Origin of the sequence: Pseudomonas sp. RW3S2, assembly GCF_014268955.1 — a bacterium.
GTDB lineage: Bacteria > Pseudomonadota > Gammaproteobacteria > Pseudomonadales > Pseudomonadaceae > Aquipseudomonas > Aquipseudomonas wayambapalatensis.
In genome coordinates this window covers 213888-239858 of sequence record NZ_JABWRM010000002.1, presented here as the reverse complement: position 1 = coordinate 239858, position 25971 = coordinate 213888, and the positions used below count along the sequence as shown (strand labels likewise).

At 63.0% G+C, this 25971-nt stretch carries 26 protein-coding genes; 24 read left to right on the top strand and 2 right to left on the bottom strand.

Going from position 1 to position 25971, the window contains the following annotated elements; all coding sequences use genetic code 11:
* Window positions 1-300: 300 nt before the first annotated feature.
* The 13 genes from msuE (at window position 301) to HU748_RS03905 (ending at window position 15781) form a co-directional block, all read left to right on the top strand.
* Window positions 301-861 (top strand): FMN reductase, encoded by a 561-nt coding sequence (gene msuE / locus HU748_RS03965; protein WP_054890659.1) that lies wholly within the window; start codon window positions 301-303, stop codon window positions 859-861.
* A 9-nt stretch (window positions 862-870) separates the two neighbouring features.
* Entirely contained in the window at window positions 871-2058 is a 1188-nt protein-coding gene (locus HU748_RS03960) for an acyl-CoA dehydrogenase family protein (protein WP_186708137.1), read from the top strand.
* A gap of 10 nt (window positions 2059-2068) precedes the next feature.
* The gene (locus HU748_RS03955) at window positions 2069-3184 is read left to right on the top strand and encodes a sigma-54 dependent transcriptional regulator (RefSeq protein ID WP_186719288.1); all 1116 of its coding nucleotides are present in this window, start codon (window positions 2069-2071) and stop codon (window positions 3182-3184) included.
* Window positions 3185-3378: 194 nt separating this feature from the next.
* Window positions 3379-4731: a pyoverdine-tailoring dipeptidase-like protein PvdM gene (gene pvdM / locus HU748_RS03950; protein WP_186719286.1), complete on the top strand. Its 1353-nt coding sequence runs from the start codon at window positions 3379-3381 to the stop codon at window positions 4729-4731.
* Between the two features lie 15 nt (window positions 4732-4746).
* On the top strand, window positions 4747-6024 hold the full coding sequence (locus tag HU748_RS03945) for an aminotransferase class V-fold PLP-dependent enzyme (protein WP_186719284.1): 1278 nt from the start codon (window positions 4747-4749) through the stop codon (window positions 6022-6024).
* Window positions 6025-6038: 14 nt separating this feature from the next.
* Window positions 6039-6899, top strand: a complete 861-nt coding sequence (locus HU748_RS03940; RefSeq protein ID WP_186719282.1) for a formylglycine-generating enzyme family protein — start codon at window positions 6039-6041, stop codon at window positions 6897-6899.
* A gap of 115 nt (window positions 6900-7014) precedes the next feature.
* Window positions 7015-8349: a SidA/IucD/PvdA family monooxygenase gene (locus HU748_RS03935; protein ID WP_186664914.1), complete on the top strand. Its 1335-nt coding sequence runs from the start codon at window positions 7015-7017 to the stop codon at window positions 8347-8349.
* Window positions 8350-8365: 16 nt separating this feature from the next.
* Window positions 8366-10015, top strand: coding sequence for a cyclic peptide export ABC transporter (locus tag HU748_RS03930; protein WP_186708147.1), 1650 nt, complete (start codon window positions 8366-8368; stop codon window positions 10013-10015).
* A gap of 167 nt (window positions 10016-10182) precedes the next feature.
* Window positions 10183-12540, top strand: coding sequence for a TonB-dependent siderophore receptor (locus tag HU748_RS03925; protein ID WP_238343276.1), 2358 nt, complete (start codon window positions 10183-10185; stop codon window positions 12538-12540).
* A 235-nt stretch (window positions 12541-12775) separates the two neighbouring features.
* On the top strand, window positions 12776-13579 hold the full coding sequence (gene dkgB, locus HU748_RS03920; RefSeq protein ID WP_186719280.1) for a 2,5-didehydrogluconate reductase DkgB: 804 nt from the start codon (window positions 12776-12778) through the stop codon (window positions 13577-13579).
* Between the two features lie 79 nt (window positions 13580-13658).
* Window positions 13659-14840: an MFS transporter gene (locus HU748_RS03915; RefSeq protein ID WP_186664917.1), complete on the top strand. Its 1182-nt coding sequence runs from the start codon at window positions 13659-13661 to the stop codon at window positions 14838-14840.
* Window positions 14841-14953: 113 nt separating this feature from the next.
* Window positions 14954-15187, top strand: coding sequence for a hypothetical protein (locus tag HU748_RS03910; protein WP_186708151.1), 234 nt, complete (start codon window positions 14954-14956; stop codon window positions 15185-15187).
* A gap of 129 nt (window positions 15188-15316) precedes the next feature.
* Window positions 15317-15781 carry a DUF1348 family protein gene (locus HU748_RS03905; RefSeq protein WP_063544979.1) on the top strand — a complete coding sequence of 155 codons (465 nt, stop codon included), beginning with the start codon at window positions 15317-15319 and terminating at the stop codon, window positions 15779-15781.
* Window positions 15782-15843: 62 nt separating this feature from the next.
* Here HU748_RS03905 and HU748_RS03900 read toward each other — a convergent pair whose 3' ends face one another.
* A complete protein-coding gene (locus HU748_RS03900; RefSeq protein WP_186708153.1) occupies window positions 15844-16764 on the bottom strand; it encodes a LysR substrate-binding domain-containing protein in 921 nt (306 codons plus the stop codon).
* Between the two features lie 163 nt (window positions 16765-16927).
* Between HU748_RS03900 and HU748_RS03895 the strand changes: the two genes are divergently transcribed.
* The 10 genes from HU748_RS03895 to HU748_RS03850 all read left to right on the top strand — a co-directional run bounded on the left by HU748_RS03895 (window position 16928) and on the right by HU748_RS03850 (window position 25203).
* Window positions 16928-17704 (top strand): YqcI/YcgG family protein, encoded by a 777-nt coding sequence (locus HU748_RS03895; protein ID WP_186719279.1) that lies wholly within the window; start codon window positions 16928-16930, stop codon window positions 17702-17704.
* Window positions 17705-17706: 2 nt separating this feature from the next.
* Complete coding sequence (locus tag HU748_RS03890) at window positions 17707-18345, top strand: LysE family translocator (protein ID WP_186664924.1); 639 nt, start codon at window positions 17707-17709, stop codon at window positions 18343-18345.
* A gap of 25 nt (window positions 18346-18370) precedes the next feature.
* A complete protein-coding gene (locus tag HU748_RS03885; RefSeq protein ID WP_186719278.1) occupies window positions 18371-19465 on the top strand; it encodes a hypothetical protein in 1095 nt (364 codons plus the stop codon).
* A gap of 158 nt (window positions 19466-19623) precedes the next feature.
* On the top strand, window positions 19624-20319 hold the full coding sequence (locus HU748_RS03880) for a sel1 repeat family protein (protein ID WP_186664928.1): 696 nt from the start codon (window positions 19624-19626) through the stop codon (window positions 20317-20319).
* 159 nt (window positions 20320-20478) lie between these two features.
* Window positions 20479-21315 (top strand): bifunctional allantoicase/(S)-ureidoglycine aminohydrolase, encoded by an 837-nt coding sequence (locus HU748_RS03875; RefSeq protein WP_054890674.1) that lies wholly within the window; start codon window positions 20479-20481, stop codon window positions 21313-21315.
* 121 nt (window positions 21316-21436) lie between these two features.
* Window positions 21437-22054 (top strand): START domain-containing protein, encoded by a 618-nt coding sequence (locus tag HU748_RS03870; RefSeq protein WP_186664932.1) that lies wholly within the window; start codon window positions 21437-21439, stop codon window positions 22052-22054.
* A 114-nt stretch (window positions 22055-22168) separates the two neighbouring features.
* Window positions 22169-23179 (top strand): ABC transporter substrate-binding protein, encoded by a 1011-nt coding sequence (locus HU748_RS03865; RefSeq protein WP_186719277.1) that lies wholly within the window; start codon window positions 22169-22171, stop codon window positions 23177-23179.
* A complete protein-coding gene (locus tag HU748_RS03860; RefSeq protein WP_202885220.1) occupies window positions 23176-23961 on the top strand; it encodes an ABC transporter ATP-binding protein in 786 nt (261 codons plus the stop codon). Before HU748_RS03865 ends, HU748_RS03860 begins: the two co-directional genes overlap by 4 nt.
* Before the next feature lies 1 nt (window position 23962).
* Window positions 23963-24799: an ABC transporter permease gene (locus HU748_RS03855; protein WP_186719272.1), complete on the top strand. Its 837-nt coding sequence runs from the start codon at window positions 23963-23965 to the stop codon at window positions 24797-24799.
* Between the two features lie 116 nt (window positions 24800-24915).
* Entirely contained in the window at window positions 24916-25203 is a 288-nt protein-coding gene (locus tag HU748_RS03850) for a hypothetical protein (protein ID WP_186664939.1), read from the top strand.
* A 23-nt stretch (window positions 25204-25226) separates the two neighbouring features.
* On the opposite strand, the gene HU748_RS03845 is transcribed toward HU748_RS03850, so the two are convergent.
* Complete coding sequence (locus HU748_RS03845; protein ID WP_186664940.1) at window positions 25227-25505, bottom strand: DUF1652 domain-containing protein; 279 nt, start codon at window positions 25503-25505, stop codon at window positions 25227-25229.
* A gap of 236 nt (window positions 25506-25741) precedes the next feature.
* Between HU748_RS03845 and HU748_RS26685 the strand changes: the two genes are divergently transcribed.
* A complete protein-coding gene (locus tag HU748_RS26685; RefSeq protein ID WP_186665429.1) occupies window positions 25742-25969 on the top strand; it encodes a DUF6555 family protein in 228 nt (75 codons plus the stop codon).
* The last annotated feature ends 2 nt before the right edge of the window (window positions 25970-25971 follow it).

Here is a 25971-nt window from a genome sequence, read left to right as displayed (position 1 = left end):
AGGGGTGCAAGGGGTGACAGGGTAAGGGGGGACAAAGCGCGGACTACAAATAAACGAATAAGAATATGAATTCTTATTCGTTTTATGCGGTTAAAACTTCCTCTATAACGTTCCCAACTGTGCAGCAGCCAACACCGGCCAACTGTTTGCAGCGCAACACCCGATCAACAACCCCGCTGCTCCGGCAACACGGCGGTTGTCGCAGAAAACGCGGCAACGCGCTGATTCAAAAGGAATCGAAACTTCGGCACGACGATTGCTCAAGCAAAGTCCCCCGCTCACCCGAACAGGAGACTCGCCATGAGCACCCCCTTGAACGTCGTTGCCCTCTCAGGTGGTACTTCCCGCCCTTCGCGCACCCTGGCATTGACCGAAGCCATCCTCGCCGAGCTTGGCCAGCATCTGCACATCCGGCCGCACCTCATCGAGCTGGGCGATATTGCCCGCCCACTGGGTGCTGCACTGTGGCGTAGCGAACTGCCCGACACCGTCGAGCAGCAACTGCAGCACATCGAACAGGCCGACCTGCTGGTGGTGACCACGCCGGTCTACCGGGGCAGCTTCCCGGGGCACTTCAAGCACCTGTTCGACCTGATCGGCCAGGACGCCCTGGTCGACACCCCGGTATTGCTGGCCGCAACCGGCGGCAGCGAGCGCCACGCGCTGGTGCTGGATCATCAGTTGCGGCCACTGTTCAGTTTCCTGCAGGCACTGACCCTGCCCATCGGCGTCTATGCCAGTCAGGCCGAGCTGCAGGACTATCGCGTTTCCAGTGATGCCCTGGCTGCGCGCATCGGCCTGGCCGCCGAACGTGCCGTACCGCTGTTCGCCCCCCACCATCAGCTGCGCAAGAGTGCCTGAGTGACCGCCATGAATGCACCCGTGACCCCCACCACGCGTCCGGCGCTTGCCATTGCCCGCGACCTGGCCGCCCAATTCGCCCTCACGGCTGTCGAACGCGACGAACGCGGCGGCACCCCCAAGGCCGAGCGTGATGCCCTGCGCGACAGCGGCCTGCTGTCACTGGCCATCCCCACGGCCTTCGGTGGCCAGGGCGCGAGTTGGCGCGAAACCTTCGATGTGGTGCGTGAGTTCGCCCGGGTCGACAGTTCCATTGCCCACGTGTTCGGTTTCCACCACCTGATGCTGGCCACCGTGCGCCTGTTCTCCCGCCCTGACCAATGGCAGCCCTGGTTCGAGCAGACCGCGCGCAAGCATTGGTTCTGGGGCAATGCCCTCAACCCGCTGGATACGCGAACCCAGGCCAAGCATTTCGAGGGGTGGTGCGAATTCTCCGGCAAGAAGAGCTTCTGCTCCGGCGCCAGCGACTCGGAAATGCTCATCGCCTCGGCGGTGGACGAGCGCGCCGGCGGCAAGTTGCTGATCGCGGCAATCCCCAGTGGCCGTACCGGCATCAGCCTGCACGGTGACTGGGACAACATCGGCCAACGCCAGACCGACAGTGGCAGTGCCACCTTCGAACGGGTGCGGGTCGAGCACAACGAACTGCTGCTCGACCCCGGCCCGCTGAGCACGCCGTTCGCCGCCTTGCGTCCGTTGATCGCGCAACTGCACTTCGCCAACCTGTTCCTGGGTATCGCCGAAGGCGCCTTCGACGAAGCGCGCCAGTACACGCTGAAGGAGAGTCGCCCCTGGTTCCGTTCCAGCGCCAGTGAGAGCCGCGAAGACCCCTATGTGCTGCGCCACTATGGTGAGTTCTGGGTGGGTCTGGAAAGCGTGCGCCTGCTGATCCGCCGCGCCAGCGACCAGCTCGATGCGGCCTGGGCCCTCGAACACAACCTGAGCGCCGAGGCGCGTGGCGACCTGGCCCTGGCCATCGGCACCGCCAAGGTTGCCGCAACGCGCCATGGGCTGGACATCTGCAACCGTCTGTTCGAAGTCACCGGCGCCCGCGCCACCCATGCCTCGCTGCGCTTCGATCGGCACTGGCGCAACCTCAGGACCCAGACCCTGCACGATCCGGTGGACTACCGCATCCATGAGCTCGGCGAGTGGGCGCTGAACGACAAACGCCCTGCCCCGTCCTTCTATTCCTAAAGGCACGTCCATGCAATTGCTGACCCTCCCCCCTTCACCATCATTGGCTACCTCGATCAGGGCGACCGCACAGGTCTTCGAAGACACCAGGTCGCAGGCGCTGCTCGCCCACCTGCAACAGGTCGCTCCCAGCGAGGCCAGCGTCCTGATCATTGGCGAGACCGGCACGGGCAAGGAGTTGGTCGCACGCCACATCCACAACCTCAGCGCTCGCCGCGACGGCCCGTTCGTTGCGGTCAACTGCGGCGCCTTTTCCGAGTCGCTGGTCGAGGCCGAGCTGTTCGGCCATGAGAAAGGCGCCTTCACCGGCGCCCTGGCGTCCAAGGCCGGCTGGTTCGAGGAGGCGAACGGCGGCACGTTGTTCCTCGATGAAATCGGCGACCTGCCGCTGCCCATCCAGGTCAAGCTGCTGCGCGTGCTGCAGGAGCGCGAGGTGGTGCGCCTGGGGTCACGCAAGAGCATTCCGATCAATGTGCGGGTACTGGCCGCCACCAACGTGCAACTTGAAAAGGCGATCAACGCCGGGCACTTTCGCGAAGACCTGTACTACCGCCTGAACGTTGTCACCCTCTCGCTGCACCCGCTGCGTGAGCGGCCGGGCGATATCCTGCCGCTGTCGCGCCACTTCATTCGCAGCTACAGCGAACGCCTGGGCTACGGCCCGGTGGAGCTGGCAGCCGACGCCCAGGCAAAGCTTGTGGCCTATAGCTGGCCGGGCAACATCCGCGAGCTGGAGAACGTGATTCACCACAGCCTGCTGACCTGCGGCGACGGGTTGATCCATGCCCGCGACTTGCGCCTGTCGAACCTGCGCCTGGAGCGTCAGGACGATCCGCCTTCGACGGCCTCTGCCAGCAGGGGCGGCGGCATCGATGAACTGCTGCAGCAGGCGTTCAGCCGGTTGTACGAGGAACAGCCGGGCGACCTGTACGAGAAGGTAGAGAATGCGTTGCTGCGCTCGGCCTATCACTTCTGCCATTACAACCAGGTGCATACCGCGCAGTTGCTGGGGCTGTCGCGCAACGTCACGCGTACGCGGCTGATCGCCATTGGCGAGCTGGTGGTGAACAAGCGCCGCGCACCGGAGCAGCCGCTGGACAACCGGATGGTGCGCCTGTCGATCTGATCGCGTCATTGCCTGCGCCCATGGCCTTGCGCTGGCGAGGCCTGCGTCACCCGCCGTGGTGCGCTTTTCGCGGGTAAACCCGCTGCTGCACGTAAATCTCTCCCCACGCCATTCGTCCACCTGATACCCGAACCCTGCCCGGCGCCGCCCTTTGCCCGCCAGGCGGTTGCGATCAGCCCTGCAACGAGATGGCAATGACCAAGACCCGCTCCCGCAAAGCCCTGTACATAGGCCTGCCTCTGGCCCTGGTGGCCGCCCTGGGCAGTGCCGCCGGCTACTTCTACTGGCAACGCCAGGATGCCGGCTACCCGCACAAGATCGTCGAACAGGCCAACGCCCTGCATGAACACATGCTCTCGTTCGACAGCCATATCACGGTGCCGCTGGACTTGGGCAGCGCCGGCAACGAGATCGACAAGGATGGCCCGGGGCAGTTCGACCTGGTCAAGGCCAATCGCGGTCGTCTTTCCGGTGCGGCCCTTACCATCTTCGGCTGGCCAGAGATCTGGAACGGCCCCAACGCCCCGCACCGCCCAACCCCGGGCTTCGTCGACGAGGCGCGCCAGCAGCAGGAAGTGCGCTACAAGATCATCAGCGGCATGGTCCGCGACTTCCCCAACCAGGTCGGTATCGCCTATACCCCCGACGACTTCCGGCGCCTGAACGGCGAAGGCAAGTTCGCCATCTTCATCAGCATGCTCAACGCCTACCCGCTGGGCCATGACCTGTCCCAGCTCGATCTGTGGGCTGCTCGCGGCATGCGCATGTTCGGCTTCAGCTACACCGGCAACAACGACTGGGCTGATTCCTCGCGCCCACTGCCGTTCTTCAATGACACCGCCGACGCCCTGGGCGGCCTGTCACCCTTGGGTGAGCAGGCGGTAAAGCGACTCAACGACCTGGGCGTGATCATCGATGTCTCGCAGATGTCGACCCTGGCCCTGGAAGACGTCGTGCGCCTGAGCCGCGCGCCAATCGTGGCCTCGCATTCCGCGCCACGGGCGCTGGTGGACATCCCGCGCAACCTCTCCGACAAGGAAATGCAACTGATCAAGGACAGCGGCGGCGTGATCCAGGTGGTCGGCTTCGGCCAGTACCTCAAGCCGCTGGAAAAGCCGGTGCTGGAAAAACTCGAGGCGCTGCGCGCGCGCTTCGACCTGCAGCCCCTGCAGGGCCTGGCCAATGCCTTGATGCCGGGCGATGCGGTGATCGCCATCTGGCCTGAGTCACGTTTCGGCGAGTACGCCAGCAGCCTGTACGGGATTCTTGAAGAAGAACCCAAGGCGACCCTCAAGCAGTACGCGGACGCCATCGACTACACGGTGAAGAAAGTGGGTATCGACCACGTCGGCCTCAGCTCGGACTTCAACGACGGCGGCGGCCTCGATGGCTGGAAGGATGTCAGCGAGATCCGCAATGTCACCGCCGAGCTGCTCAGCCGCGGCTATAGCGAAACCGATATCGCCAAACTCTGGGCGGGCAACTTCCTGCGGGTCTGGGACCAGGTGCAAAGAGCCGGTCAACCTGTCGCCACCACCCAACACTGATCAAGGCCTGCCCGCATGAGCAACCGTCGTACCTTTCTCAAGCAGGCCGGCCTGGTCGCCGCAAGCCTGCCGCTGCTGCCTGGCGCCCTGGCTGCAACCTCGTCGCCAGCAGCGCTCACCGGCACGGACAAATGGCGCAACCTGCGCACGTTGTTCCCGCTGGACCCGGACATCGCCCACTTCGCCAACTTCCTGGTCACCGCCCACCCGCGTCCGGTGCAGGAAGCGATCGACCGCCACCGCGCCGACCTCGACCGCAACCCCGCGGCCCTGATGGACTGGGAAAGCCAGTACGAATGGCAGCGCGAGGACGAAGTGCGTGACTGGGCCGCACGCTACCTGGAAGTCGGCCCGCGGCAGATTGCCCTGACCGGCAGCACCACCGAAGGCCTGGCCATGATCTATGGCGGCCTGCAGGTCGGCGCCAGACAAGAGATCCTCACCACCGAACACGAGCACTACTCCACCCACAAGACCCTGGCTTTCCGTACCCAGCGCCAGGGTACGCAGGTGCGCAAGATCCGCCTGTTCGACAACCCCTGGGAGGTGTCCACCGACCAGGTGCTGACCACCCTGGAGCGCAACATCCGCCCCGAGACCCGCGTGCTGGGCATGACCTGGGTGCACTCGAGCAGCGGCGTCAAGCTGCCGGTCGGCGAGATCGGCGAACTGGTGCGCCGTCACAACCGCGACCGCAGCGAGGCCGAGCGCATCCTCTACGTGGTCGATGGCGTGCATGGCTTCGGCGTGGAAAACCAGCGCTTCGCCGACTTCAACTGCGACTATTTCATCGCCGGCACCCACAAGTGGATGTTCGGCCCGCGCGGCACCGGCATCATCTGCGCAGCCTCGACCAGCATGGATCACCTCACCCCCAGCGTCGCCACCTTCTCCCGCGATGAAGACTTCGCCACCATCATGACCCCCGGCGGCTACCACGCCTTCGAATACCGCTGGTCGCTGGGCGAGGCGTTCAAGCTGCACCTGCAACTGGGCAAGGCCGATGTGCAGGCGCGCATCCACCAGCTCAACGCCCGGCTCAAGGAGCGCCTGCTTGAAGATCGTCGCATCGAGCTGGTGACGCCGCGCAGCGCGCAGTTCTCGGCAGGTTTCACCTTCTTCCGTGTGCCCGGCAAAGACCCTGATGCCTTCGCCGCCAAGCTGATCGCCGGCAAGGTGATGTGCGATGCCGTCGAACGCGACGTTGGCCCTGTCATCCGCCTGGCGCCAGGCCTGCTCAACGACGAAGAGCAGATCGACCGGGTCATGAACCTGATTACCCAGCAACTTTGAACAAGGCATCTCCCATGAGCGCACCTCTGCACCGCCTCACCCTGGCCGCCGTGCTGGCCGCCTGCAGCCTGCCGGCCCTGGCCGCGCAGCCGTCGGACCAGCCCGGCACAGTGTTCCGCGACTGCGACAAGACCTGCCCGGAAATGGTCGTGCTGCCTGCCGGCACCTTCACCATGGGCACCCCGCCCGACGAGATGGGCCGCCAGGACGACGAAGGTCCACAGCACCCGGTGACTTTCGCCAAGCCGTTCGCCATCAGTCGCTTCCAGATCACCGCCGGTGAATGGGCCGACTACCAGAAGGCCACTGGCATCGTCATCGCCGACGGCGACGATCGTCCTGGGCGGCGCTGCACCAACAGCAAGCCCAGCTACCCGCAAGGCCCTCGCCAGCCGGCGGTGTGCATGAGCTACGTCGACATCGAGCGCTATGTCGCCTGGCTGTCGAAGAAGACCGGCAAGCACTACGCCATGGTCAGCGAAGCCCAGCGCGAATACGCCGCACGCGGCGGCAGCACCGGCATGTTCCCATTCGAGCCGGACGCCAACTTCGAGATCAGCAAGAACGCCAACGTCTATGGCCCCAAGGATGGCTACAGCTTCAGCTCGCCGGTCGGCAGCTTCCCGGCCAACGCCTTCGGCGTATACGACATGCACGGCAATGTCTACGAATGGGTCGCCGACTGTTACCACGACAGCTATTTCGGCGCCCCCGCCGACGGCAGCGCGCGCACCGAGGCGGGCTGCAAGCAGATCTCCATCCGTGGCAACGACTGGGGTGAAGCGCCGATCTTCTCGCGTTCAGGCAACCGCAACACCACGGTACGCGAAGACCGTGGCGACTGGCTTGGTTTCCGGGTAGCCCGCGAGCTCTGAGGCGCCACGCGGCGGTAAATTCTCCCACCCCCGGCTCGTTCCTATCGGTGTACTTGCGCAGGACTCGGGGCGCCCCACGCGGCGCCCCCACTCGACCATCCAAGGAACCGCAACCATGAGCCAGACCTCTTCGCCCGACAAAATCCACGACCTCATCGGCGTTGGCTTCGGCCCTTCCAACCTGGCACTGGCCATTGCCCTGGAAGAGCTCGCCGAAACCAACGGCCACGCCCTCGACGCGCTGTTCATCGACAAGCAGAGCGACTATCGCTGGCACGGCAATACCCTGGCTACCCAGAGCGAGCTGCAGATTTCCTTCCTCAAGGACCTGGTCTCGCTGCGCAATCCCACCAGCCCCTACAGCTTCGTCAATTACCTGCACCAGAAGCAGCGCCTGGCCGACTTCATCAACTTGGGCACCTTCTACCCTTGCCGCCTGGAGTACAACGACTACCTGCGCTGGGCCGCCGAGCATTTCGCCACCCAGGCGGTGTATGGCGAAGAAGTGCTGCGCATCGAACCGGAACTGCGTGATGGCCGGGTCGATCACCTGCGCCTGGTCTCGCGTGACCAGCACGGCCAGGAGCACCAGCGCCGGGCCCGCTCGGTGGTGGTCGGCAGCGGCGGCACGCCCAAGGTTCCCGATGCCTTCCGCCCGTTCAAGAACGACCCGCGCGTGTTCCACCACTCCCAGTATCTGAGCGCCCTCCAGCAACTGCCGTGCAACAGCGGCAAGCCCATGCGCATCGCCGTGATCGGCTCGGGCCAGAGCGCCGCCGAGGCCTTCATCGACCTCAACGACAGCTACCCGTCGGTCAAGGTCGACATGATCCTGCGCGCCTCGGCACTCAAGCCTGCCGACGACAGCCCCTTCGTCAATGAAATCTTCGCCCCCGAGTACACCGACCTGGTGTTCAACCAGCCGCACGCCGAACGCGAGAAACTGATCGGCGAGTACCACAACACCAACTACTCGGTGGTCGACGTCGACCTGCTCGAGCGCATCTACGGCATCCTGTATCGCCAGAAAGTCGCCCATCAGTATCGCCATGCCGTGCTGTGCCGCCGCACCATCGAAGCAGTGGTAGACACCGCCGAAGGCATCGAGCTGACCCTGCGCGACCTGGCCACCGACGTTCGCCAGACCCACCGCTACGACGCGGTGATCCTCGCCACCGGCTACGAGCGTCGCTCCCACCGCGACCTGCTGGCTCCGCTGCAGCAGCACCTGAAAGACTTCGAGGTCGACCGCGACTACCGCGCCCTGGCGAGCCCCGAGTTCGGTGCCAGCGTCTACCTGCAAGGCTTCTGCGAAGCCTCGCACGGGCTCAGCGACACCCTGCTGTCGGTGCTGCCGGCACGTGCCGCAGAAATCGGTCAGTCGCTGTATCAGCACCTGGGCAAGCACGCCAGCAACGCCCCGGCCGCACTGCGCATGACCAGCGCCTGAAGACAGGAACCTTCCGATGAGCAAACAACCCCGTGGGGCCGTGCGCGAGCTGCTGACGCTGCTGCGGCCCTTCTGGCCGGTGGTCGCCCTGTCGATTGCCCTGGGCATGGTCGGTGGCTTGAGCGTCACCGCCCTGTTGGCCACCATCAACAACGGGCTGCACACCGAAGGCGGGCTGAGCCAGGGGCTGGTGCTGGGCTTCGTCGGGCTGTGCGCCCTGGCGTTGGTCAGCAGCATCCTCTCCGACATCGGCACCAACCAGGTGGGCCAGCACATCATCGCCAAGCTGCGCAAGGAGCTGGGCGAGAAGGTGCTGGCGGCACCGATCGAACAGATCGAGCGCTTTCGCAGCCACCGCCTGATCCCGGTCCTGACCCACGATGTGGACACCATCAGCGACTTCGCTTTCGCCTTCGCGCCACTGGCGATTTCGCTGACCGTCACCCTGGGCTGCCTGAGCTACCTGGCGATGCTGTCCTGGCCGATGTTCCTGATGATGCTGGCCGCGCTGGCCATCGGCATCGCTATCCAGTCGGTGGCGCAGTCCCGTGGCATTCGCGGGTTCATGGCAGCGCGCGATGCCGAAGACCAGTTGCAGAAGCACTACAGTGCAATCGCCGCCGGTGCCAAGGAGCTGCGTATCCACCGTCCGCGCCGCCAGCGCATGTTCCAGCATGGCATCAGCGACACGGCCGAACGGATCCGCGATCTGCAGACACGCTCGATCAACACCTTCGTGGTCGCCAAGAGCCTGGGCTCGATGCTGTTCTTCGTGGTCATCGGTCTGGCCCTGGTGCTGCAGTCGCTGTGGCCCAGTGCCGACGCCAGCGTCATGAGCGGTTTCGTGCTGGTGCTGCTGTACATGAAAGGGCCGCTGGAGCACCTGATCAGCACCCTGCCGATCATCGGCCGGGCGCGCATCGCCTTCCAGCGCATTGCCGAGCTGTCGGAGCGTTTCGCCACCCCCGAGCCTCACCTGTTGCTGGCCGACTCCGGACAGGCCGCAGCGCAGGTGCACAGCCTGGAGTTGAGCAATGTCGGCTTTGCCTTCCCGCCGGTCGGTGATGCGCGCCCCTTCACCCTTGGGCCTGTGAACCTGAAGATCGCCCAGGGCGACATCGTGTTCATCGTCGGCGAAAACGGCTGCGGCAAGACCACCCTGATCAAGCTGCTGCTGGGGCTGTATGCCCCACAGCAGGGCCAGATCAAGGTCAATGGCAAGGCTGTGGATGCCGAATCGCGGGACGATTACCGCCAGCTGTTCACCACGGTCTTCGCCGACTACTACCTGTTCGACGATCTGGTGCAGGGTGACCAGGCGATTCCCGAGGATGCCAACCAGTACCTGGAGCGTCTGGAAATCGCCCACAAGGTCAAGGTCAGCGACGGCCAGTTCAGCACCACCGACCTGTCCACCGGGCAACGCAAGCGCCTGGCGCTGGTCAATGCCTGGATCGAACAACGCCCGGTGCTGGTCTTCGACGAATGGGCCGCCGACCAGGATCCGACCTTCCGTCGCATCTTCTATACCGAGCTGCTCCCGGACCTCAAGCGCCTGGGCAAGACCATCATCGTGATCTCCCACGATGACCGCTACTTCGACATGGCCGACCAGCTCGTGAGGCTGGAGGCCGGCAAGGTCGTCGAGGAGCTAACACACGCCTGAAAAAAAACAGAACCGGATTTTTCCGGTTCTGCTGTGTTTGTGCGTCTCACTACATGTAATGCAAATCATTATCTACAACATAATCATAGAGTCTGCCAATGCACTTCTTCCCTACCCTTCGCCCGTTGTCAAAGGCCATGCTTGTCCGGCGCCTCATGGCGTCCGGCTTGCCCGCCACCGCTGTCGGCATGATGCTGGCAGCGCCGATGGTTGCCCAGGCCCAGCAAGTGGCCTTCAACATCCCCCAGCAGGCGCTTGGTAGCGCGTTGATTGCGTTTGGGCAGCAAAGCCAGTGGCAACTGCTGTACTCCCCCGACCAGATCAGCGGCCTACGCAGCACCGCGGTCAAGGGTTCGCTGGAGCCCGATGCCGCGTTGCGCCAATTGCTCGGCGGCACGGGCCTTGGCTACAGCGTCAACGGCACCACAGTGACCATCAGCGGCCGTAGGGAAGGCGGCGCGGTGGAACTGGGGGCGACCAACGTCAACGCCGGCGTACTGGGCGAGACCACCGAAGGCACAGGCTCGTACACCACAGGCTCGATGAGCACGGCGACCAAGTTGCCGACGTCCCTGCGCCACACGCCGCAGTCGGTCACGGTACTGACCCGCCAGCGCATGAACGACCAGAACATGCAGACCCTCGAAGACGTCTCGCTGTATACCCCTGGCCTCACCCTGCGCAAGACCGGCGGTGAACGTCCGACCTTTTATTCGCGCGGCACCTCGGTCGACAACATCATGATCGACGGCTTGCCGGTGGCCTACGACACCGACACCCTCGGCACCTCGATGCTGTCGATGTTCGATCGCGTGGAAGTGGTGCGCGGCGCCTCCGGCCTGATGGTCGGCGCCGGCAACCCGTCGGGTACGCTGAACCTGATCCGCAAGCGGCCGACCGTCGAGCCGCAGATGTCGATCACCACCAGCGCAGGCTCGTGGAACAACTTTCGGACCGAGCTCGACGCCAGCAGCAAGCTGAACGACAGTGGCAGCATACGCGGTCGCGCTGTCGTCGCCCTGCAGGACAAGGACAGCTTCGTCGACGACTACAGCAACAAACGCCAGTTGATGTATGGCATCACCGAATTCGACCTGACTGAGGACACCACCCTCACCCTGGGCGGCTACTACAACCGCGAGGACAACCCTGGTGCCGATTGGTCCGGCCTGCCGACCTTCGCCAACGGCAATTTCCTGCCGATCTCCCGCTCGCACCGCATGAGCCCGTCCTGGACCTACTGGGACAAGAAGAACAAGAGCGTCTTCGCCGAGATCGAGCACCGCTTCGACAACGACTGGAAGCTGCGCCTGAACACCACCTGGCTGCGTGGCGAGATGGACATGCTCGGCACCAGCTTCTATCGCCTCGACCAGGCCGCCGACACGCTGCAGCTCAACGTAGGCCGCTACACTTACGAGCACACCCAGAAGAGCGTCGATGGCTATGTCAGCGGCCCGTTCAGCCTGTTCGGTCGCACCCATGAACTGGTGCTCGGTGGCAGCTACCGCCACGACCGCACCGACGACGGCCCTGGCGGCGGCCCGCTGGGCACCTTCGATTACCCGGTCGATCCGCTGTCGTTCGACTTCGGCTCGGTGCCCAAGCCCGAGATCGACTTCAACTGGTCGCGCAAGGGCAAGGTCGAGCAGTCCAGCACCTACGCCACCGTTCGCTTCAACATCCAGGACGACCTCAAGCTGACTCTTGGCTCGCGTCTGGACTGGTATGAATACGAACAGCAGACCCAATCCGGCACCTACGCCTTCGGCAACAGCTCCAAGGCCACCCGCGAGTTCACGCCCTATGCCGGCGTGGTCTACGACCTGAACGACACCTACTCGGTGTACGCCAGCTGGACGCGCATCTTCAAGCCTCAGGAATCCCGCTCGGCCACCGGCTCCATCCTCGATCCGGTCACCGGCAGCAACTACGAGACCGGCATCAAGGGCGAATACTTCGGCGGCGCGCTGAACGTGAGCCTGGCCTACTTCCAGTTGAACCAGGAAAACCTCGCCAAGGCCCTGCCACAGTCGTCCTGCCAGGACCTCTCCGATAGCTGCTACGAGGCGGCGGGCGAAGTCGAGACCAAGGGCGTCGAGCTGGAAGTGCAAGGCATGCTCGCCGAGGGCTGGCAGGCGTCGGTCGGCTACACCTATGCCGCCGCCAAGTACACCAAGGAAACCGGTACTCAACAGAAGGGCGACCGCTTCGACAGCGACACCCCTTACAACCTGTTCAAGGTCAACACCGTTTACCAGTTGCCGGGTGACCTGAGCCAGTGGAGCATCGGTGGCGGCTTCCGTACCCAGAGCCGGGCCTACACCAGCTTCGGTGTGCAGCAGGGCGGCTACAGCGTGACCGACCTGATGACCGCCTACCGGATCAACAAGCACTTCACCGTGCAAGGCAACCTGAACAACGTGTTCGACAAACGTTACTACCAGAACATCAGCAACCCGGCCGGGGCCAACATCTTCGGCGATCCGCGCAACTTCACCGTCACCATGAGGTGGACGCTGTAACCCTTGCCACATCGGGCCTGCCAGCCAGGCCCGATGTGCTCTGAGGCCGTGGAAATGCCCGCTGCGCGAAGCAATCACCGGCTATTCATGATTCCAGGTCAAAAGACCTTGCCCCACGCCCCTCTTAATCAACCCCGCTGCAACCTTCAAACTGCTCCCCACTCGAATGGTCGATGTATCCAGGCGCCAATGCCTCTCGATCGACCCCGAATTCCCCCATAGCAGGAGCAGATCCATGAGCATTCCATCCTTCGGCCTCGGCACTTTCCGTCTCACCGGCCAAGCCGTCATCGACTCGGTCAAGTCCGCACTGGAGCTGGGCTACCGTGTCATCGACACCGCACAGATCTACAAGAACGAAGCCGACGTCGGCCAGGCCATCGCCGAAAGCGGTGTGCCTCGTGACGAGCTGTTCATCACCACCAAGATCTGGACCGACAGCTACGCTGCCGACAAGCTGGTCCCCAGCCTGCGCGAGAGCCTGGCCAAGCTGCGCACTGATTATGTCGACCTGACCCTGATCCATTGGCCAGCCCCAGGCAACGGTGTCGAGCTGCGCGAGTTCATGGGCGCCCTGGCCGAAGCCAAGAAACTTGGCCTGACCCGCCAGATCGGCATCTCGAACTTCAACATCGAGTTGACCCGCCAGGCCATCGAGGTGGTCGGCAAGGGCGAGATCGCCACCAACCAGATCGAGCTCAGCCCGTACCTGCAGAACCGCAAGCTCACGGCTTTCCTCAAGGAACAGGGCATCACCGTCACGTCCTACATGACTCTGGCCTATGGCAAGGTGCTCAAGGACCCGGTACTGGCCAGCATCGCTACCAAGCACAAGGCCACGGTGGCCCAGGTCGCCCTGGCGTGGGCCCTGCAGCTTGGCTATGCCGTCATCCCCTCCTCCACCAAGCGCGAGAACCTGGCCAGCAACCTGCTTGCCCGTGACCTGCGCCTGGACGAAGAAGACATGGCGCAGATCGCAGACCTGGAACGCAACGGCCGCGAGGTCAGCCCGGATGGCCTGGCGCCGGCCTGGGACTGATCCCTCACCGCACTTGGGCGTCGACTGCGGTCGACGCCACACCCGACATTCCTGAATTCGCCATAACCCGGAGTTTCCGATGAGCGCGCTTTCCTCTAAACGGGTCCTGTTTGCCCTGGCCATCGGCGCCTTCGGCATCGGCACCACCGAATTCGCCCCCATGGGCCTGCTGCCGGTCATTGCCGAAGGTGTCAACGCCAGCATCCCTACTGCGGGCATGCTGGTCACCGCCTACGCCATTGGCGTGATGGTCGGCGCACCGATCATGACCCTGCTGTTCAGCCGCTTCGGCAAGCGTGCTGCACTGATGATGCTGATGAGCATCTTCACCGTCGGCAACCTGCTGTCGGCACTGTCGCCGGACTACTACACCCTGCTGGCCTCGCGCCTGATCACCAGCCTCAACCACGGTGCTTTCTTCGGCCTGGGTGCGGTGGTCGCGGCCAGTGTGGTGCCCAAGGACAAGCAGGCCAGTGCCATTGCCACCATGTTCATGGGCCTGACCATCGCCAATATCGGCGGCGTCCCGGCCGCCACCTGGATCGGCCAGCAGATCGGCTGGCGCATGGCTTTTGCCGGCACCGCCGTACTCGGCCTGATCGCCATCAGTGCCTTGTGGTACGCCCTGCCCAAGGGCGAGCGCGGCAGCGTGCCCCACGTGCGCAAGGAACTGGCGGTGATCGCCCGCCCCAGCGTGCTGCTGGCGATGGCCACCACCGTGCTCGGCGCAGGCGCCATGTTCACGCTGTACACCTATGTTGCCCCGGTGCTCGCGGAACTGACCGGCGCCTCCAATGCGTTCGTCACACTCGGCCTGGTATTGATCGGTGTCGGTTTCACCATCGGCAACAACCTCGGCGGTCGTCTGGCCGACTGGTCACTGGACGGCGCGGCACGGATCTTCCTCGGCACCTTGGCGGTGATCATGCTGCTCATGCCGCTGGTGCTGGGTAGCCATGTCGGTGCTGCGCTGGCCCTGCTGGTCTGGGGGGTGTTCACCTTCGCCGTGGTACCGCCGCTGCAGATGCGAGTGATGATCGCGGCTGCCGAGGCCCCAGGCCTGGCTTCTTCGATCAACGTGGGCGCGTTCAACCTGGGCAATGCTGTCGGTGCCGCCCTGGGCGGCGCGGTGATCAGCCTCGACCTGGGCTACGCCGCGGTGCCGATGGCCGGCGGTTTGCTGGCGGCGACCGCGCTGCTGCTGGTGTGGCTGGGTGGACGCAACAAGGTGGCGAACGGCACCATCAGCGAAGCGCTGTAAGCGCCGTCCAGGGTTCTTCGGAGGGGGACTACAGGTAATGGGGAAACGCTGAACCGCGTCTTCTGCCAGTCTCCAATAGGCCCTCCCCAGGACCTTCGCCATGACACCGCCTGATGTTTTCCTGCACCGCCAGCGCTATGATGCCCCTCGAGCAGACAGTACCCGAGCATGCCCGTGAAGCGACACTCAGCGCCTATCAGCGCGCCCTGCAGGTGAGCCAGCAGGGCGTGCTGACCACTGACGACGGCGAGTTGGTCAGGGTCAGCGCGGGTACGCAGTTGCAATATCGCACCGAGGAGATCCCGGACTGGTTCTTCGAAGCGTATGTGGACGAGGTCGAGCCCTGAAACGGGTCGGATTATTCCACTTGCCGCAATTATGAACTGCCACCAGCATCGATTCCCTCCGAACACGCTTGAGCCTACGCTTCATCCATCAGGCCACTTCTTCCGGACCTGCACATGAGGAGTACCGCGATGTCCCGCCCACCATTGCCGCCGTTTACCCGCGAAACCGCCATCGAGAAAGTCCGCCTGGCCGAGGATGGCTGGAACAGCCGCGATGCGGCCAAGGTTGCCCTCGCCTACACCCTAGACACCCGCTGGCGTAACCGGGTCGACTTCGCCACCAACCGCGACGAGGCACAGGCCTTCCTGACCCGCAAGTGGAATCGTGAGCACGAATACCGCCTGATCAAGGAGCTCTGGGCCTTCACCGAAAACCGCATCGCCGTGCGCTATGCCTATGAGTACCGCGATGACAGCGGCCAGTGGTACCGCGCCTATGGCAACGAGAACTGGGAGTTCGCCGCCGATGGGCTGATGCAGAACCGCCACGCCAGCATCAATGAAATGCCGATCACCGAAGAGGAACGCCAGTTCCGTTGGCCGCTGGGGCGTCGTCCGGATGACCATCCGGGGCTGAGCAGCTTCGGTTTCTGACCTCGCGAACGCATTCGCCCAGGCCTGTCGTGACAGGCCTGGGCGAAGTGCTTTAACGGTATTCAGCCGTACAGATAGTTGATGTCCTTGAGCGCCAGCGCTGGTACCTGGCCAAGCAGGTAATCACGAAGCTTGCTCATCTGCCGGGCCTTGGGGCTGGCCTTGAGCCAGGTCATGTAGTAACCATCGCCCGTCGCCACGGCCTGCTTGAAGGGTGTGATCAGGCGCCCGGCGGCAAGGTCGGCACTGGCCAGCACCAGATCGACCACCGAAATGCCCAAGCCCTGCTGCGCCGCGGAAATTCCCTGGTCAAGGGTGTCGAACACCTGCCCTTGATCGATGCTGATGTCCAGTGCATCGACCCGCGCCAGCCAACGCCGCCAGTCTCGGCGATCGGACGAGGGATGGAGGAATTCGCAGTTGCGCAGCACCGACAGGTCTGGCTCAGGCTCCTGGAGGTAGTCGGGGTGACAGACCGGGATCAGCCACTCATCGAACAGCTTCAGGCTCTCGACATCGGCAGGGAACTTGCCGCTGCCCAGCAGGATGGCGCAATCGTAGGGCTCGGAATAGAAATCCACCGTGTCGATGTCCATCCAGACGCTCGACAACTGCACGCTACAGCTGTCGTCGATCTTCTTGAAACCATCCAAAGCCTTGAGCAGCCAGCGCACGGTGAGCGTAGAGGCGGCTTTCAGACGCAGGCCGTAACGGTCCTGGCGCAACAAGGCGCACGCATTCTCGATGATCTTGAAACCGACCTTGAGCTCCTGGGCCAGCAACCGACCGTGCTCGGTCAGGCGCAGCTTGGGGCCGCGGCGCTCGAACAGGTCGCAACCGAACATGGCTTCGAGGGTCTTGATGTGATGGCTTACCGCCCCTTGGGTCAAGGCCAGTTCTTCCGCTGCGCGGGTGAAAGAGCCGTAACGAGAAGCCACTTCGAAGGCACGCAAGGCATGCAGGGCTTGAATCCGTTCTGACATCGTCGCCTTCCAAAGCATGAGTGAAACTAATAGTAGGTCATAGTTCCAGGCATTTTACAACCTAGGGAGGTTCTTCGAAAATGCCGGTAAATAACAATTACAGCTAACCAACACGCCGCGATAAGGCAGAAAAACCACTTTATAGAAATTTCCTGGGGAAACCATGTTTACGGGTTATGGAAACTGCTATCGCCTGGATGCGCTAGAGCTGGCCGATGAACATGTTCGGAACAAGCAGCATTGGACGTACAAGACCATAGAGCACTTCAAGGAAATCCTCGGCAACCCTGGCTTTCCCTGCCTCTTCGGACGCAAGGCGGTCGCCGCCGCCACCTGCCACATTCTTTTCGCACGCGCCGATGATCCTGCCAATGACATCGCCCGCGGTCTCGCCGACTATGTCCGCACCATCGCGCCGATCCCGCTCAAGCAGCGCATCGGCAACCCGCTGCTGGTGTTTCTTGAAACCACCATCGACGGCACATTGGCCGAACAGCAAGCGCTAGCCTGGAAGATCCTCCAGCAGGTCCACGCCCGCGATCCCCAGCCTTGGCCGCAGGATGTGCCCCGTGACCCGCATGACACCCAATGGTCATTCTGCTTTGCCGGCATGCCACTGTTCATCAACATGAGTTTTCCCGCCCATCGCCAGATGAAAAGCCGCAACCTGGGCAACAGCATCGCTTTCGTCATCAATCCACGGGAAAGCTTCGACGAAGTGGCCAGTGCCAGCACCGAAAGTGGCCAGCGCATCCGCGCGCGGATCCGTGAACGGGTTGCGCAGTACAACGACGGGGTAATACCCGACAGCCTGGGTTTCTTCGGCCAGGACGACAACTTCGAATGGAAGCAATATCAACTCCAGGAGATGGGCTCGCTCAAACCCTCGCGCTGCCCCTTCCATGCCACCGCAACGCCTGAAAACCAGATCGAGAACTGAACGTGAATACCGCACTGACTGCTACCTACGCCCTCACCGTCCTGCTGCTGATCGCCACGCCAGGCCCGGTAGTGGCGCTGATCGTCAATACCGCTGCCGCCTCCGGTTCGCGCAAAGCCCTGTTCACCGCCGTCGGCACCAACTGGGCGTCACTGGTGCTGATTGGTGCTGCAGCCTGGATCATCATGACCAGCGCCGCCATCGACAAAGCCTGGCTCAGCGGCATGAGCCTGCTGGGCTGCCTGTTCATTGGCTACATTGCCGTGGGCACGCTGCGCGAAGCCCTGCAGCAGCAACCCCGGGAGCACGCTGCCGAAACGGTCGAAACACCGCGCAGCACTGGCCGAGGCGGCCTGCTGCAAGGTTTCATGGTGGGCATTTCCAATCCCAAGGACATCATCTTCTTCATTGCCTTCTTCCCGCAGTTCATCCAGGTCACTGAATCCTTCGAGAAGAGCATGGTAGTGCTGTCGCTGCTGTGGATCGCCATCGACTTCGCGGTTTTGAGCCTCTACATCTTCGCCATCGGCAAGATCGCCTCGCAGCGCAGCAACCGCCTGATCAGCCTGGCGTCTGGCGTCGCCCTGCTGCTGATCGCCGCGGGGGGGCTGCTCTACAACCTCAAGGAACTGGCCGCCTGAGCCCGCCCGATACCCAGGAGCGCCCATGACACCGATCGACATCACCCCGGACGTGGGCAGCGCCATTCCCCTGCGAGAAGACTACCAGCGCTTCCTGCTGCTGGGCGGACGTCGCGCGCCGCATACCCTTTACGTGCATGAGCGTGGCTACCGCTCCGACACCATCAACACCGACGCCCTGGGCCTGCGCTACAGCCACTGTGCCGGCAAGCGCTTTTCACTGGCCGAGCGCGGCGGCGCGGCGCGTATCAACCTGCTGGTGGGCGGCTCTACCGCCCTGGGTATCGGCGCCAGTTCCGATGAACACACCGTGGCGTCCTACCTGTCGATGCTCACCGGCGAGATCTGGTTGAACCTGGCCGGCTGCGGTCTGAACGCCACCCAGGAGCTGCTGATGTTCCTCAGTCATCAGCATCGCCTCGGCCAGATCGGCCATGTCGTGGTCCTCAGTGGCCTCAACACCCTGGCCCAGGAAGGGCTTGGCGAAATCCTCGCAGGCGACCAGGAACCTGAAGGAGCACGGCCGTACCAGCGTTTTCTCAACAGTTTCAACGAAGGCGTGCAACTACCGGCCAAACCTGGGCGGGCCTCGTTTTGGCAGCGCCTGGGGCAAAGTCTCGCGCCCCGTCGTTCGCCACCGTCACTCTGCGCCTGGCCGCTGTCAGCGCCGGAAAAACGCCTGCTTCGTGCCGCCGATTGCATCGGCCGCACCCTGTGCCAATGGGAGCGGCTACTGGCCGACAGCCATACCACCCTGACGTTCATCCTTCAGCCACTGCTGCCCTGGTGCCGCGAGCAGTTGCCCGCCAGCGAACATGCCATGCTGTCGGCGCTGGACCGTCAGCCGGGCAACTTCGACCGCTTGCTGGAGGGTGTCTACGACAGTCAATTGCATTCAACCTTCTTCCGGCGCATCAAGAGTCAGGCGCAGACCGTACCCTGCTATGACATGAACGGCATGCTCAGCAGCTCACCGGTATTCAATGAGCATCTGTTCATCGATCGTCTGCATTTCAATGATCTGGGCAACAACGCCTTGGCCAAGGTCATCACCGCAAAGCTGGGGTTGGCCCAGGAAAAGTGCGCTAACCGCAAGGTCACGCCTTTCAAGCTCGTCTGACAGCAAACAAAGACTCTTTCGACAGCACCTCGGGATGGCTAGAATGATCCATCACCGCTCCCGGTCGCCCGAGGCAAACGCGTACACGTCATGAACACTCTTGCTGCCCAAACGCTTCTGGTTCGTCTCACCTGGGCGCCAGCCTGCGAGGCCCATTCGTGAGTCGAGCCGTCTTCCTTTCGGGCTTGTTCGCGGCGCTGACGCCGTTTGCCGCCCAGGCGCTCGACGTTCGCATCGATCCCCATGCCGACCTGCTCTACCGCCAGGCATTGCCATTGCTCGAGCAGGCCGACACCGAGGATGACAGCGCCAGCCCCCTGCGCACAGCCGATACCAATGATCCGGAGCTCAGCCGCCAGGGCCAGGCGATGGCACGCACATTGCCAACGGCGGTAGCCTTGCTGGAAAAGTCGGTTGCCTTGGGCCATCCCGTGGCGCAGTACCGTCTGGCGCTGTACTACATGACCTACCTGCCCGCCGGGAAGATTGCCGACGCGGCCTGTCCACTGCTCGAAGCCAGCCTGCGCCAGGGTTTCGCCCCACCAGCGACGGCGATCGCCAACTGGTGTCCGTCCTACAACACCACCCCCGCCTACCGCGAGGCGCTGGAAGCCATTCCGAGCATGGCGACCCTTTACGCCGCCTACTATCCGCAGCCCGCCACTCGCCTGGCTTGCAACCGCAGTCGTCCGCAAGGCCTGGAGCTCCAGTGGGGGCGTCAGCGTGACTACCAGGCGGAGGTCTATCGCCTGCTAGGTGAACTCGACCCACAACGGCGTCAGGCGCTGCTGCAGAAGGCGGTGGAGATCAACGGTTGCGTGGCGGCCCAGCAGCGGCTGACCAGCAATCGCTGACAGCACGGCCGCTCAGCATTCAGCAAGAAAATACCGGGTATTCCAACATTTAATTTGTGGATGCCAGGGCCTCGCCCCTATGCTGTCCGTGCATCCCCTGCGCCGCACCGGCCGGTGCGGTTCACGGCACGGGGAGAGAACAACAAGTCGAGACTGTCCATGTCGAATCACTCCTACTTCGCCCCCCACGGTGGGCACCCGGCTCAAACCGAGCTGCTGACTGACCGTGCCATGTTCACCGAGGCCTATGCCGTCATTCCCAAGGGCGTAATGCGTGACATCGTCACCAGCCACTTGCCGTTCTGGGACAAGATGCGCATGTGGGTCATCGCTCGCCCGCTGACCGGCTTTGCCGAAACCTTCTCGCAGTACATCGTCGAAGTCGCCCCTGAGGGCGGCAGCGAACGCCCTGAGCTGGACCCTAATGCCGAAGCCGTGGTGTTCGTCGTCGAAGGTGAGATCGACATCACTGTCGAAGGCAAGCACCACACCCTGGTGCCTGGCGGCTATGCCTTCCTCGCGCCAGGGGCCGAGTGGAGCCTGCGCAACAACAGCAAGGCCAACGTCACGTTCCATTGGCTGCGCAAGCACTACCAGAAGGTCGAAGGCCTGGCGGTTCCAGAATCGTTCGTCACCCACCGCGATAACGCCACGGTCATCGAGATGCCAGGCACCGAAGGACGCTGGGTCACCACCCGCTTCGTCGATATGGCCGACATGCGTCACGACATGCACGTCAACATCGTGACCTTCCAGCCAGGCGGCGTGATTCCGTTTGCCGAAACCCACGTCATGGAACACGGCCTGTATGTGCTCGAAGGCAAGGCGGTATATCGCCTCAACCAGGACTGGGTGGAAGTCGAAGCCGGTGACTTCATGTGGCTGCGTGCGTTCTGCCCGCAAGCCTGCTACTCGGGTGGTCCAGGTCCGTTCAGCTACCTGCTGTACAAGGACGTGAACCGCCACGTGCACCTGACGCTCAATCCGCAGCGCTGAGGCGCCCGCCTGCATCAACCGATCGGGGTCGGCCACGGCCCTGATCGGCGCAACACCATCTTCATGATCGTTCTACCTGTTCCCGCGCATACTACGGTGATCCCCAGTGTGGCGCCCGAACATGCCGCAGCTCCTGTCCCGACTTCACCTCGCCCTGCTCTGCGCACTCCTGCTGCCGACGCTTGCGTTGTCTGCCGACAACTGGCGCCTCGCCCATCAGGAAAGCGGCATCGACATTTATCTTGGCGACGTCCAGGGCTCCCCCTACCAGCAATTTCGCGGCGTTGTCCGGATCAAGGCCAGTGTTCGCACCCTGAGCGACCTTCAGGAAAACCTGCGTGTCGCCTGCAAGTGGTTGTATGCCTGCGCACAGATGCGCCTGCTGGAGGTCGATGGCGACAGTACCTGGGTCTACCTCACCACCGAGCTGCCTTGGCCCGCGCAACCGCGGGACATGGTCCTGCGCGTACGCACCGAGCGGCTGGACGACGGCTCGCTGGTTCGCAGGCTCAGCGCTGACCCGGAAAAGGTGCCCGAGGCCCCTGGCTTCATTCGCGTGCGCCAATTGCAAGGTGAGTGGATCATGCACCCACTGGCCGAACGCGATACCCAGGTCACCTATCGCCTGCAAGCCGATCCCGCTGGCGATGTACCGGGCTGGCTGGCCAATCGCTTTGTGGTCGACGCGCCAATGGTCACGCTCAGAACGCTGAGAGCAGTAGCCGAACGTCAACCCTGACGCTCAGTAGCCAAAGGGGTTTTAGGAGCACTCCTACACGCAATTCGGAGCGTCTCACCCTCTCACCCAAGCCTTGATGCCCTACCCTGTGAACCTCCACAACAAGGAGGTGCCATGCGCGCATTTGTTTTCAGTTGCTTGATGCTGCTGGTTGCAGCATCCGCCACGGCCAAGAAGCAACCCCAGGCTCTGACCCCTGTCCACCTGGGCGTCGGTGGCCAGGCGGTCATTTATAACCTGCCGCTGACAGTCGCACTGGAGCAGGGTTATTTCCGCGATGAAGGCCTCGATGTGAAAGTCATCGACTTCACCGGTGGCGGCAAGGCGGCGCAAGCGCTGGTGGCCGATGCCGTACAGGTGGTCAGCGGTGCCTACGAGCACACCTTGCGTCTGCAGGCTCGCGGCCAGGCACTTCAGGCGTTCGTGCTGGCAAGCGAGACCCCCCAGCTCGCCATGGGCATCTCCTCCAAAACTCTGTCGAGTTATCGGTCGATCGCAGACCTGCGAGGCAAGACCATCGGCATCAGTGCGCCCGGCTCCTCAACCCAGATGCTCGCCAACCGCGTGCTGGCACAGGGAGGGCTCAGCCCCGAGGACGTTGCATTTGCCACCGTTGGCACCGGCGCGACAGCCGTGCAGGCGATGCTGAGCGGCAAGATCGACGCACTGGCCAACGCCGAACCCTTGATCAGCCTGCTGGAACAACAACAGGCAATACGCCTGATCGCAGATGCGCGCACGCCAGCCGGCACCGCAGCCCTGTTCGGCGGCCCCATGCCGGCGAACACCCTCTATGCCAAAAGCACCTATATCCAGAACAACCCACAGACCATCCAAGCCCTGACCAATGCCATGCTCAAGGCACTGACCTGGCTACACGACGCCACGGATGCCGAAGTCGCCGAACTGGTGCCAACACCCTACCTGATGGGCGACGCGCCGCTTTATCGCCAGGCGTTTCGAAACATCCAGTCATCCCTCAGCGTAAACGGCCGCTTCCCTGAAGAGGGGGCGCGCAACGCCTTGCAGGCACTGCAGAGTTTCGACCCGATCATGGCCGAACGCCAGATCGACCTCCAGGCAACCTGGACCAATCAATTCGTTGATCAAGCCTTGCAACCATGACATCCACCCTCGCTCTGGAAATGCTCGACGTGGAAGCCCGCCACGATCGCTTGCTGGCATTGGCACGGGTCGATCTCACTGTACGTGAAGGTGAGTTCGTCTGCGTGCTTGGCCCTACCGGTTGCGGCAAATCGACCCTGCTCGACCTCGCCGCAGGGCTCAAACCGGCCCACGGCGGGCAGATCCGCTGCCATGGAAAACCCTTGCTCGGGTTGAACCGCCACGCCTCCTACATGTTTCAACACGATGCGCTGTTGCCGTGGCGCACGGCGCTCGACAATGTGAGCCTCCCCCTGCAACTGCGCGGCTTGGACAAGCGACACGCCAACCAGCAAGCCGCTCAATGGTTGAGGCGGGTCGGGCTGACCGACGTTCCCGATCACTACCCTCATCAATTGTCCGGCGGCATGCGCAAACGTGTTGCCCTAGCCCAGGCGCTGATCCACAACGCTTCGCTGCTGCTCATGGATGAGCCTTTCGCTGCGCTGGATGCGCAAACGCGCCAAGCCATGCAGCAATTGTTGCTCGAATTGTGGGGCGAACGACGCAAATCGGTGCTATTCGTCACCCATGATCTCGACGAAGCCATCACCCTCGCTGACCGCGTCCTGGTATTCAACGCCGGCCCCGCATCCCGGTGCATCGAAGACATTCGAATTCCCCTGCCACGCCCACGCGACACGTTGTCACTACGCAAGGATCCCGAGTCCGCAGCCCTGTACCAGCGTCTCTGGCACGCGCTGGGGCACCTGCCTCCCACCCCCACAAACGACCGAGGCTGACATGTCGTGGACCACCCTCTGGCTACTGCGCGCCGCCCTGCTGCTCGCAATGCTTTCACTCTGGTCGTGGTTGGCTGCCGACGACGATCTGGCGTTCTTTGTCGGTCACCCCCACGCAGTTCTGCAGCAACTCTGGCGCTGGTTGAGCACTGGCAACGGCTCGTTGGAGCTGTACTGGCGGGACCACCTGCTGACTACACTGAATTTTCCCGGCACGCTCTACCCTCACCTGCTGATCACACTGACCGAAACGATACTGGCTTTTTTGCTCGGACTCGCCTCAGGCTTGGCAGTCGGCCTCTGGTTAGGGCTGACCCCCACGCTGGCACGGGTATTGTCACCGTTCATCAAGGCCGCCAATGCGGTCCCCAGGGTGGTGCTGGCGCCCTTGCTGGTGATGTGGTTGGGGCTGGGCATCGCCTCGAAAGTCGCGCTGGGTATCACGCTGGTATTCTTTGCGGTGTTCTTCAATGTCTACCAGGGTGTGCGCGAGGTAAGCCCTGCATTGTTGGCTAACGTGAGACTGCTTGGCGCCAACCGTTGGCAACTGGTTCGTATCGTGTATCTGCCTGCCGCCCTAGGTTGGGTGTTTTCCAGCCTGAACACCGTCATCGGCCTGGCGTTCGTTGGGGTCGTGGTGGGTGAATACCTGGGATCGACTCGCGGAATCGGCTACCTCATCCTGCAAGCCGAGGCCACCTTCGATGTCAACACCGTGTTGGCGGGCATCATCGTTCTCACATGCTGTGCCCTGCTCTTCGATGTCTTGCTCGCCGGCCTGGAACGGCGTCTGTCAGCCTGGCGCCAGCAGCCGGACGATGAACCTGGACGGCGGTAGAAAATACCAATGGAACACCGCCCGGCCGCCGCCCTCAACATGCTTAGGTCCTTCGGAGAATTCCCCATGCAATCACTCTTTGGTGCGTATGATCACCGGACGCGCAGGCAACAGCCATGAAGATGCCCGGCCGCGCGCCCAGCAGTTGCCTGCAGCTCGACTATGTTCGCGACACGCTGTTCGGCCCGGTGGCACAGAGTGTCGAATGTCACGCCCAGCTCGCCGCTCTTGATCTACAAGGGCGTCCCGCGCTGCGCTTGCACATACACCCGCCACTTCCCGACAAGGTTGAACGTGCCCATAGCGTTACCTTCGCGTGGGAGGGACGCCGATATCGGGGGATAGTGCGGGACCGGGGCAAATGCGGCGATGGTGGTTTGAATCTGCTGCTTGAGCTGCAGTGATTCGGTCAACGGCCGGTAGCGCGCTAGAACGCTACCTTCTGCGTAGTCAGTTTGACGTCAGGGCCATGCCCTGCTCGTTGCCCCTCACGCAACTGCCAGACCAAGGCTACCAGGTCACGACAACTGTTCAGGCTGGCCAGCGGTATTCCAGTCAGCGTGTAACCCTCTTCAAGGCTCTCACCACGCCCCACGCGGATGGTCAGGTTGACGCCATCCGGGCTGCTCACCTCGCAACGATCGGGCAGACAGGCCTGCTCGATCATCTGACGCATTTCCAGCATCGAAACGCCGATCAACGACATGTCATGACCCTCTCTTCAATATTGGCCTGTGATGTAAAAGCCCTATCCACTCTAGCGAGTGAAACCGTTGCACGATGGCCCGTTCAATCGGTTACCTGGGCGATGCGACAAACGGCGGTAAAACTACCGTTCGTCGTGTTCGACGAAGATGGCGCAAACTTTATCGGCCGTCTCGATTTCACAACATCAAGCCATGGACCGTCGTGTTGCGCGTTGCGCTGAGGAATCGGGTAGCGATGATTGATGCAAAACTTTTCGTGATCGACTATGCGCTGCATGGCCAGCACAAGTCATTCATCATTCGCGCCGAGCGCATGGATAATGCCGAAGCGTGGCACTGGGCAAGCTGCGATGCCGGTGTTGGCAAGATCGGGCGCTATGGCCGAGAGAAGATCAAGAAAGTCAGCAGACCCATGGCCGAGCGCTATGGCATCAGCGAGGTAAGCTGGCGCGCTTCTGGCTGAAG

Coding starts and splice junctions, on each gene's coding strand:
- msuE (WP_054890659.1), top strand. CDS start 301: ATGAGCACCCCCTTGAACGTCGTTGCCCTCTCAGGTGGTACTTCCCGC.
- HU748_RS03960 (WP_186708137.1), top strand. CDS start 871: ATGAATGCACCCGTGACCCCCACCACGCGTCCGGCGCTTGCCATTGCC.
- HU748_RS03955 (WP_186719288.1), top strand. CDS start 2,069: ATGCAATTGCTGACCCTCCCCCCTTCACCATCATTGGCTACCTCGATC.
- pvdM (WP_186719286.1), top strand. CDS start 3,379: ATGACCAAGACCCGCTCCCGCAAAGCCCTGTACATAGGCCTGCCTCTG.
- HU748_RS03945 (WP_186719284.1), top strand. CDS start 4,747: ATGAGCAACCGTCGTACCTTTCTCAAGCAGGCCGGCCTGGTCGCCGCA.
- HU748_RS03940 (WP_186719282.1), top strand. CDS start 6,039: ATGAGCGCACCTCTGCACCGCCTCACCCTGGCCGCCGTGCTGGCCGCC.
- HU748_RS03935 (WP_186664914.1), top strand. CDS start 7,015: ATGAGCCAGACCTCTTCGCCCGACAAAATCCACGACCTCATCGGCGTT.
- HU748_RS03930 (WP_186708147.1), top strand. CDS start 8,366: ATGAGCAAACAACCCCGTGGGGCCGTGCGCGAGCTGCTGACGCTGCTG.
- dkgB (WP_186719280.1), top strand. CDS start 12,776: ATGAGCATTCCATCCTTCGGCCTCGGCACTTTCCGTCTCACCGGCCAA.
- HU748_RS03915 (WP_186664917.1), top strand. CDS start 13,659: ATGAGCGCGCTTTCCTCTAAACGGGTCCTGTTTGCCCTGGCCATCGGC.
- HU748_RS03910 (WP_186708151.1), top strand. CDS start 14,954: ATGTTTTCCTGCACCGCCAGCGCTATGATGCCCCTCGAGCAGACAGTA.
- HU748_RS03905 (WP_063544979.1), top strand. CDS start 15,317: ATGTCCCGCCCACCATTGCCGCCGTTTACCCGCGAAACCGCCATCGAG.
- HU748_RS03900 (WP_186708153.1), bottom strand. CDS start 16,764: ATGTCAGAACGGATTCAAGCCCTGCATGCCTTGCGTGCCTTCGAAGTG.
- HU748_RS03895 (WP_186719279.1), top strand. CDS start 16,928: ATGTTTACGGGTTATGGAAACTGCTATCGCCTGGATGCGCTAGAGCTG.
- HU748_RS03885 (WP_186719278.1), top strand. CDS start 18,371: ATGACACCGATCGACATCACCCCGGACGTGGGCAGCGCCATTCCCCTG.
- HU748_RS03875 (WP_054890674.1), top strand. CDS start 20,479: ATGTCGAATCACTCCTACTTCGCCCCCCACGGTGGGCACCCGGCTCAA.
- HU748_RS03870 (WP_186664932.1), top strand. CDS start 21,437: ATGCCGCAGCTCCTGTCCCGACTTCACCTCGCCCTGCTCTGCGCACTC.
- HU748_RS03865 (WP_186719277.1), top strand. CDS start 22,169: ATGCGCGCATTTGTTTTCAGTTGCTTGATGCTGCTGGTTGCAGCATCC.
- HU748_RS03860 (WP_202885220.1), top strand. CDS start 23,176: ATGACATCCACCCTCGCTCTGGAAATGCTCGACGTGGAAGCCCGCCAC.
- HU748_RS03855 (WP_186719272.1), top strand. CDS start 23,963: ATGTCGTGGACCACCCTCTGGCTACTGCGCGCCGCCCTGCTGCTCGCA.
- HU748_RS03850 (WP_186664939.1), top strand. CDS start 24,916: ATGAAGATGCCCGGCCGCGCGCCCAGCAGTTGCCTGCAGCTCGACTAT.
- HU748_RS03845 (WP_186664940.1), bottom strand. CDS start 25,505: ATGTCGTTGATCGGCGTTTCGATGCTGGAAATGCGTCAGATGATCGAG.
- HU748_RS26685 (WP_186665429.1), top strand. CDS start 25,742: ATGATTGATGCAAAACTTTTCGTGATCGACTATGCGCTGCATGGCCAG.